Here is a 5,690-nt window from a genome sequence, read left to right as displayed (position 1 = left end):
TCGCGAAAGGGCCGCGCAGCGGCCCCGGCGATCTTGCAGGGTGGCTGAGATTTTGGGGCCGCTGCGCGCCCCATTCGCGACGCAAGGCCGCTCCTACAAAGATCGCGCGAGCCTTGAGTTTTCTTTACTTGAACACTTTTTTGAAAAACGCCTGCATATCCGCCCAGGAACTCTCATCCGCCGCCTTGTTGTAGCCAATGTCTGGCCCGCCATGCTCACCATGGCTCAAGCGATCAGCATCCGGATTGGTAAACCCGTGCTTTGCCCCTTCGATACTGACGAACTGATAGTTGACCTTGGCCGCATCCATCTCGGCCTTGAACGCCTCTACCTGTTGCGGGGTGACCATGCTGTCGGCCGCGCCATGCTCGACCAGGATATCCGCGCGCACCACGCCCGGCTTGGCCGGGGTCTGGGTGGCCAGTGCGCCATGGAAGCTCACCACACCGTCCAGCTTCTCGCCACGGCGCGCAGCATCCAGCACCACCTTGCCGCCGAAACAGTAGCCGACTGCGCCCAGCTCATGCTTGTTGGTGTTCGGTTGCAGCTTCAGCAGCTCAAGGCCTGCGTCGAACCGCCTGGCCGCCGCCGCAGGGTCTTTCATCGCCGCAGCCATGAACGCCTGGGCATCCTGCGGGTGCTCGGTGTGCTTGCCGTCGCCATACATGTCGATGGCCAGCGCGTTGTAGCCCAGCGCTGCCAGGTCGCGGGCGCGGCGTTTGGCGTAGTCGTTCAGCCCCCACCACTCATGCACCACGACAATGCCGGGGCGCTTGCCCTCGACGGCATCGTCGTAGGCGTAGTAGCCGACCAGGCGGTTGCCATCGGCGTCCTGGTAAGGGATTTCGCGGGTTTGGACCGCCGCTTGGGCGAGGGCGGCGCTGCACATCAGGGTCAGGGCCAGCAGGACACGCATGGGCACTACTCCTTGTTCGGCTTTCGGTTCGTTCAGCCGAGGTTCAGTCAGGGTTCAGTCGCGGTTCAGGGTGCCCTGCTTACTCTAGCTTCCAGACCGAAACAGCGCACCCAACTGGAGTAACCTGCCATGAAAACCTTCAACACCCTGCTTGCCGCCATGGCCGTCTGCGCCGCTGGCATCACCACCGCCCAGGCCGCCGACGACAACTTCGCCAGCCTGACCTACGGCCAGACCAGCGACAAGGTTCGCAAGTCTGGCCTGCTGCAGCGCAACACCGACAACCTCAACGCCGACGGTATCATCGGCAAGGATGACACCTGGGGTGTGCGAGTGGGCAAGATCAACGACCAGGGCCGCTACTACATGACCTATGACAACGTCTCGGGTGACCACAGCGGCCTGAAGCTGCGCCAGGAAAACCTGCTGGGCAGCTACGACCTGTTCCTGCCGGTGGGCGATACCACCAAACTGTTCGGCGGCGGCAGCCTGGGCATGACCAAGCTCACCCAGGACTCGCCAGGCGCCAGCCGCGATACCGACTACGGTTATGCCTATGGCCTGCAGGCCGGTGTGATTCAGGACATCACCGACAAGGCTTCGGTTGAACTGGGCTACCGTTACCTGCGCACCAATGCCGCGACCGAAGTAGGCGCGCATGGCGGGCCGAAGGACGGTACCCTGCGCCTGACCAGCAGTGCGCAGACTTACCTGGCGGCTTCCTACAAGTTCTGACGGGCCTGCCGGGTTATCCTGTACCGGCCCTTTCGCGGGTAAACCCGCTCCTACAAAGGAATGCGTTCTCCTTGTAGGAGCGGGTTTACCCGCGAAAGGGCCGGCACAGGCAACACAAATAAGGAGCTGCACATGAAACTGCTGGTGGTCGAGGACGAAGCCCTGCTTCGCCATCACCTCTACACCCGCCTGTGCGAAAGCGGCCATGTGGTCGAGGCGGTCGCCGATGCCGAAGAGGCGCTGTACCAGGCCGGGCAGTACCACTTCGACCTGGCCATTATCGACCTGGGCCTGCCCGGCATCAGTGGCCTGGAGCTGATCACGCGCCTGCGCAGTCAGGACAAGACATTCCCCATCCTCATCCTCACGGCCCGTGGCAACTGGCAGGACAAGGTCGAAGGCCTGGCCGCCGGGGCTGACGACTACCTGGTCAAGCCGTTCCAGTTCGAAGAGCTCGAAGCCAGGCTGAATGCCTTGCTGCGCCGCTCCAGCGGCTTCACCCAGTCGACCATCGCCGCCGGCCCGTTGGTGCTCGACCTCAACCGCAAGCAAGCCACCCTGGACGAACAGCCCCTGGCGCTGACCGCCTACGAGTACCGCATCCTCGAATACCTCATGCGCCATCACCAGCAGGTGGTGGCCAAGGACCGCCTGATGGAGCAACTGTACCCGGGGGACGAGGAGCGCGACCCCAATGTGATCGAGGTGCTGGTCGGCCGCCTGCGGCGCAAGCTTGAGGGCGAACATGGCTTCAAGCCTATCGATACCGTACGCGGCCTGGGCTACCTGTTCACCGAGCGCTGCCGATGATCCGCTCGCTGCGCGTGCGCCTGATGCTGGCCGCCGCCGTGCTGGCGCTGCTGTTCATGCTGGCTTTGCTGCCAGCTCTGCAGAAGGCCTTCAGCCTGGCCCTGCAGGAATCGATCGAGCAGCGCCTGGCTTCGGACGTGACCACGCTGATATCCGCCGCGCGCATCGAGCATGGCCAGTTGCAGATGCCAACGCTGTTGCCGGACGAGCGCTACAACCTGCCGTACACCGGCCTGCTGGGGTACATCTTCGACCGCGACGGCAACCTGGTCTGGCAGTCGCGTGCCACTGCCGACCGGCACATCAACTACCGCCCGCGCTATGACGGGCGCGGCAACGAGTTTGCCCGCATCCACCAGTCCGATGGCGAAGAGTTCTTTGTCTACGACGTCGAGATCAAGCTGCTGGGTGGCCAGAGCGCCGCCTACAGCATTGTCGCCCTGCAGCCGGTGAGCGAGTACAAGGCCACGCTCAATGGCCTGCGCGAAAAGCTCTACCTTGGCTTTGGCGCGGCCTTGCTGGCGCTCCTGATATTGCTGTGGGCTGGCCTGACCTGGGGCCTGCGCTCGTTGCGCCGGCTCAGCCACGAGCTGGATGAGGTGGAGTCGGGCGCCCGCGATGGCTTAAGCGGCGAGCACCCTCGCGAGTTGCTGCGCCTGACCCGCTCGCTCAACCGCCTGCTGCGCAGTGAGCGTGAGCAGCGCACACGCTACCGCGATTCGCTGGACGATTTGGCGCACAGCCTGAAAACCCCACTGGCGGTGCTGCAGGGCGTGGGCGAAAGCCTGCAGCAGCGCAGCGGTGAGCGTGAACAGGCGCGGGTGCTGCAAAGCCAGATCGAGCGCATGAGCCAGCAGATCGACTACCAGCTGCAGCGCGCCAGCCTGCGCAAGAGTGGCCTGGTACGCCACAGTGTGTTGTTGCGGCCGTTGCTCGACAGCCTGTGCAGCACATTGGCCAAGGTTTACCGCGATAAACGGGTAGACGTGGTACTGGAATTGCCCGACACGGCTCAGGTGCCGATGGAGCAGGGCGCGTTACTGGAAATGCTCGGCAACCTGCTGGAGAACGCCTACCGGCTGAGCCTGAGCCAGGTGCGGGTAAGCCTGGAGCAGGCGCCGGGGCGGTTGACCTTGTGCATCGAGGACGACGGGCCGGGCGTGCCGGCCGACCAGCGTGAGCGCATTCTCGAGCGTGGCGAGCGGCTGGACAGCCAGCACCCGGGGCAGGGGATCGGGCTGGCGGTGGTCAAGGATATCGTCGACAGCTATGACGCCGTGCTGAGCCTGGGGGATTCGCCTTTGGGCGGTGCGGCGTTCAGGATTACCTTCAACCTGGAGTGATTCGTCGCCTGTACCGGCCTCTTCGCGGGTGAACCCGCTCCCACAGGTACTACACAGGTCTCCTGTGGGAGCGGGTTTACCCGCGAATAGGCCAGAACAGGCAACCCACCAATGGGCGGATTCCCGCCAACACCCCCTGTACAAATTCCGCCACCAGGCGGAAATCCGCCAGCCCTCCTCAACCAAATCGCCCTGTCGTTGGGCATTTATCCCAAGCAAACATGGCCTTTGCACCCTTGATGGGCATTTTGGCACCACCCTTGCTATTGATCTTCGCAGAGGCCTGCCCAGGCAGCTCGAACACAACGACAAATCCCTCCAGGTGCAGGAGGGTTAGCGATTCAGGTGCCCCATCACCCTGGGAAGGGTGAACCGGCACACTTGAGGAAAATTAGCCATGACGACACGTCAGCCGCTGTACAAATCCCTGTATGTCCAGGTGTTGGTCGCCATCACCATCGGCATCCTGCTCGGCCACTTCTACCCCGAAACCGGCGTTGCCCTGAAACCGCTGGGTGACGGCTTCGTCAAATTGATCAAGATGGTCATCGCCCCGATCATCTTCTGTACCGTGGTCAGCGGCATCGCCGGCATGCAGAGCATGAAGTCGGTCGGCAAGACTGGCGGCTACGCGCTGCTGTACTTTGAAATTGTCTCCACCATCGCCCTGATCATCGGCCTTGTCGTCGTCAACGTGGTCAAGCCAGGCGCTGGCATGCACATCGACGTCAGCACCCTGAACGCCAGCAGCGTGGCTGCCTATGCCGCCGCCGGCGCGCAGCAGACCACCGTCGGCTTCCTGCTCAACGTCATCCCCAACACCGTGGTAGGCGCCTTCGCCAACGGCGACATCCTGCAAGTGCTGATGTTCTCGGTACTGTTCGGCTTCGCCCTGCACCGCCTGGGCAGCTACGGCAAGCCGGTGCTGGACATGATCGACCGCTTCGCCCATGTCATGTTCAACATCATCAACATGATCATGAAGCTGGCCCCGATCGGTGCCTTCGGTGCCATGGCCTTCACCATCGGCCAGTACGGCGTGGGCTCGCTGGTACAGCTGGGCTACCTGATGGCCTGCTTCTACATCACCTGCCTGCTGTTCGTGCTGGTGGTGCTGGGCGGCATCTGCCGCGCCCACGGCTTCAGCGTGATCAAGCTGATCCGCTACATCCGTGAAGAGCTGCTGATCGTGCTGGGTACTTCCTCGTCGGAATCGGCCCTGCCACGCATGCTGGCCAAGATGGAGCGCCTGGGTGCCAAGAAGTCGGTAGTCGGCCTGGTCATCCCGACCGGTTACTCGTTCAACCTCGACGGCACCTCGATCTACCTGACCATGGCTGCGGTGTTCATCGCCCAGGCCACCGACACCACCATGGACATCACCCACCAGATCACCCTGCTGCTGGTGCTGTTGGTGGCCTCCAAAGGTGCTGCCGGTGTTACCGGTTCGGGCTTCATCGTCCTGGCTGCCACCCTGTCGGCCGTTGGCCACCTGCCGGTAGCCGGCCTGGCGCTGATCCTCGGCATCGACCGCTTCATGTCCGAAGCCCGCGCCCTGACCAACCTGGTGGGCAACGCCGTTGCTACCGTGGTGGTGGCCAAGTGGGTCAAGGAAATGGACAACGACAAGCTGGCTTCGGAGCTGGCCTCCGGTGGTGCACCGCTGGTCGATACCCGCCCGACCGACGACCTGGGCGTGGCGGAAGGCCCGGCGCGTTGATTGTTGACTGAAATGAAAAAGGCGACCCGGGGTCGCCTTTTTCATGCCTGCGCGGTCCCTTGTAGGAGCGGCCTTGTGTCGCGATCGGGGCGCGTAGCGGCCCCAGGGCTTCCGCCTTCCTGCAAGATTGCCGGGGCTGCTACGCAGCCCTTTCGCGACGCAAGGC

5 protein-coding genes are annotated in these 5,690 nt (G+C 63.4%); 4 read left to right on the top strand and 1 reads right to left on the bottom strand.

Annotated elements, in window-relative coordinates; genetic code table 11:
* Positions 1-124 precede the first annotated feature (124 nt).
* Positions 125-916 (bottom strand): dienelactone hydrolase family protein, encoded by a 792-nt coding sequence (locus IAE39_RS28775; RefSeq protein WP_201207854.1) that lies wholly within the window; start codon positions 914-916, stop codon positions 125-127.
* Positions 917-1,045: 129 nt separating this feature from the next.
* Between IAE39_RS28775 and IAE39_RS28770 the strand changes: the two genes are divergently transcribed.
* The 4 genes from IAE39_RS28770 (at position 1,046) to IAE39_RS28755 (ending at position 5,524) form a co-directional block, all read left to right on the top strand.
* Entirely contained in the window at positions 1,046-1,651 is a 606-nt protein-coding gene (locus IAE39_RS28770; RefSeq protein WP_201207853.1) for an outer membrane beta-barrel protein, read from the top strand.
* A gap of 132 nt (positions 1,652-1,783) precedes the next feature.
* Positions 1,784-2,461, top strand: a complete 678-nt coding sequence (locus IAE39_RS28765) for a response regulator (RefSeq protein ID WP_201207852.1) — start codon at positions 1,784-1,786, stop codon at positions 2,459-2,461.
* Positions 2,458-3,804 carry an ATP-binding protein gene (locus IAE39_RS28760; protein ID WP_201207851.1) on the top strand — a complete coding sequence of 449 codons (1,347 nt, stop codon included), beginning with the start codon at positions 2,458-2,460 and terminating at the stop codon, positions 3,802-3,804. Before IAE39_RS28765 ends, IAE39_RS28760 begins: the two co-directional genes overlap by 4 nt.
* Positions 3,805-4,201: 397 nt before the next feature.
* Positions 4,202-5,524, top strand: coding sequence for a dicarboxylate/amino acid:cation symporter (locus tag IAE39_RS28755; RefSeq protein WP_201207850.1), 1,323 nt, complete (start codon positions 4,202-4,204; stop codon positions 5,522-5,524).
* The last annotated feature ends 166 nt before the right edge of the window (positions 5,525-5,690 follow it).

Origin of the sequence: Pseudomonas sp. S37, assembly GCF_016658545.1 — a bacterium.
Taxonomy (GTDB): Bacteria; Pseudomonadota; Gammaproteobacteria; order Pseudomonadales; family Pseudomonadaceae; genus Aquipseudomonas.
Note: the sequence above shows the minus strand (reverse complement) of the source record. Positions and strands in the feature narration are given on the sequence as shown.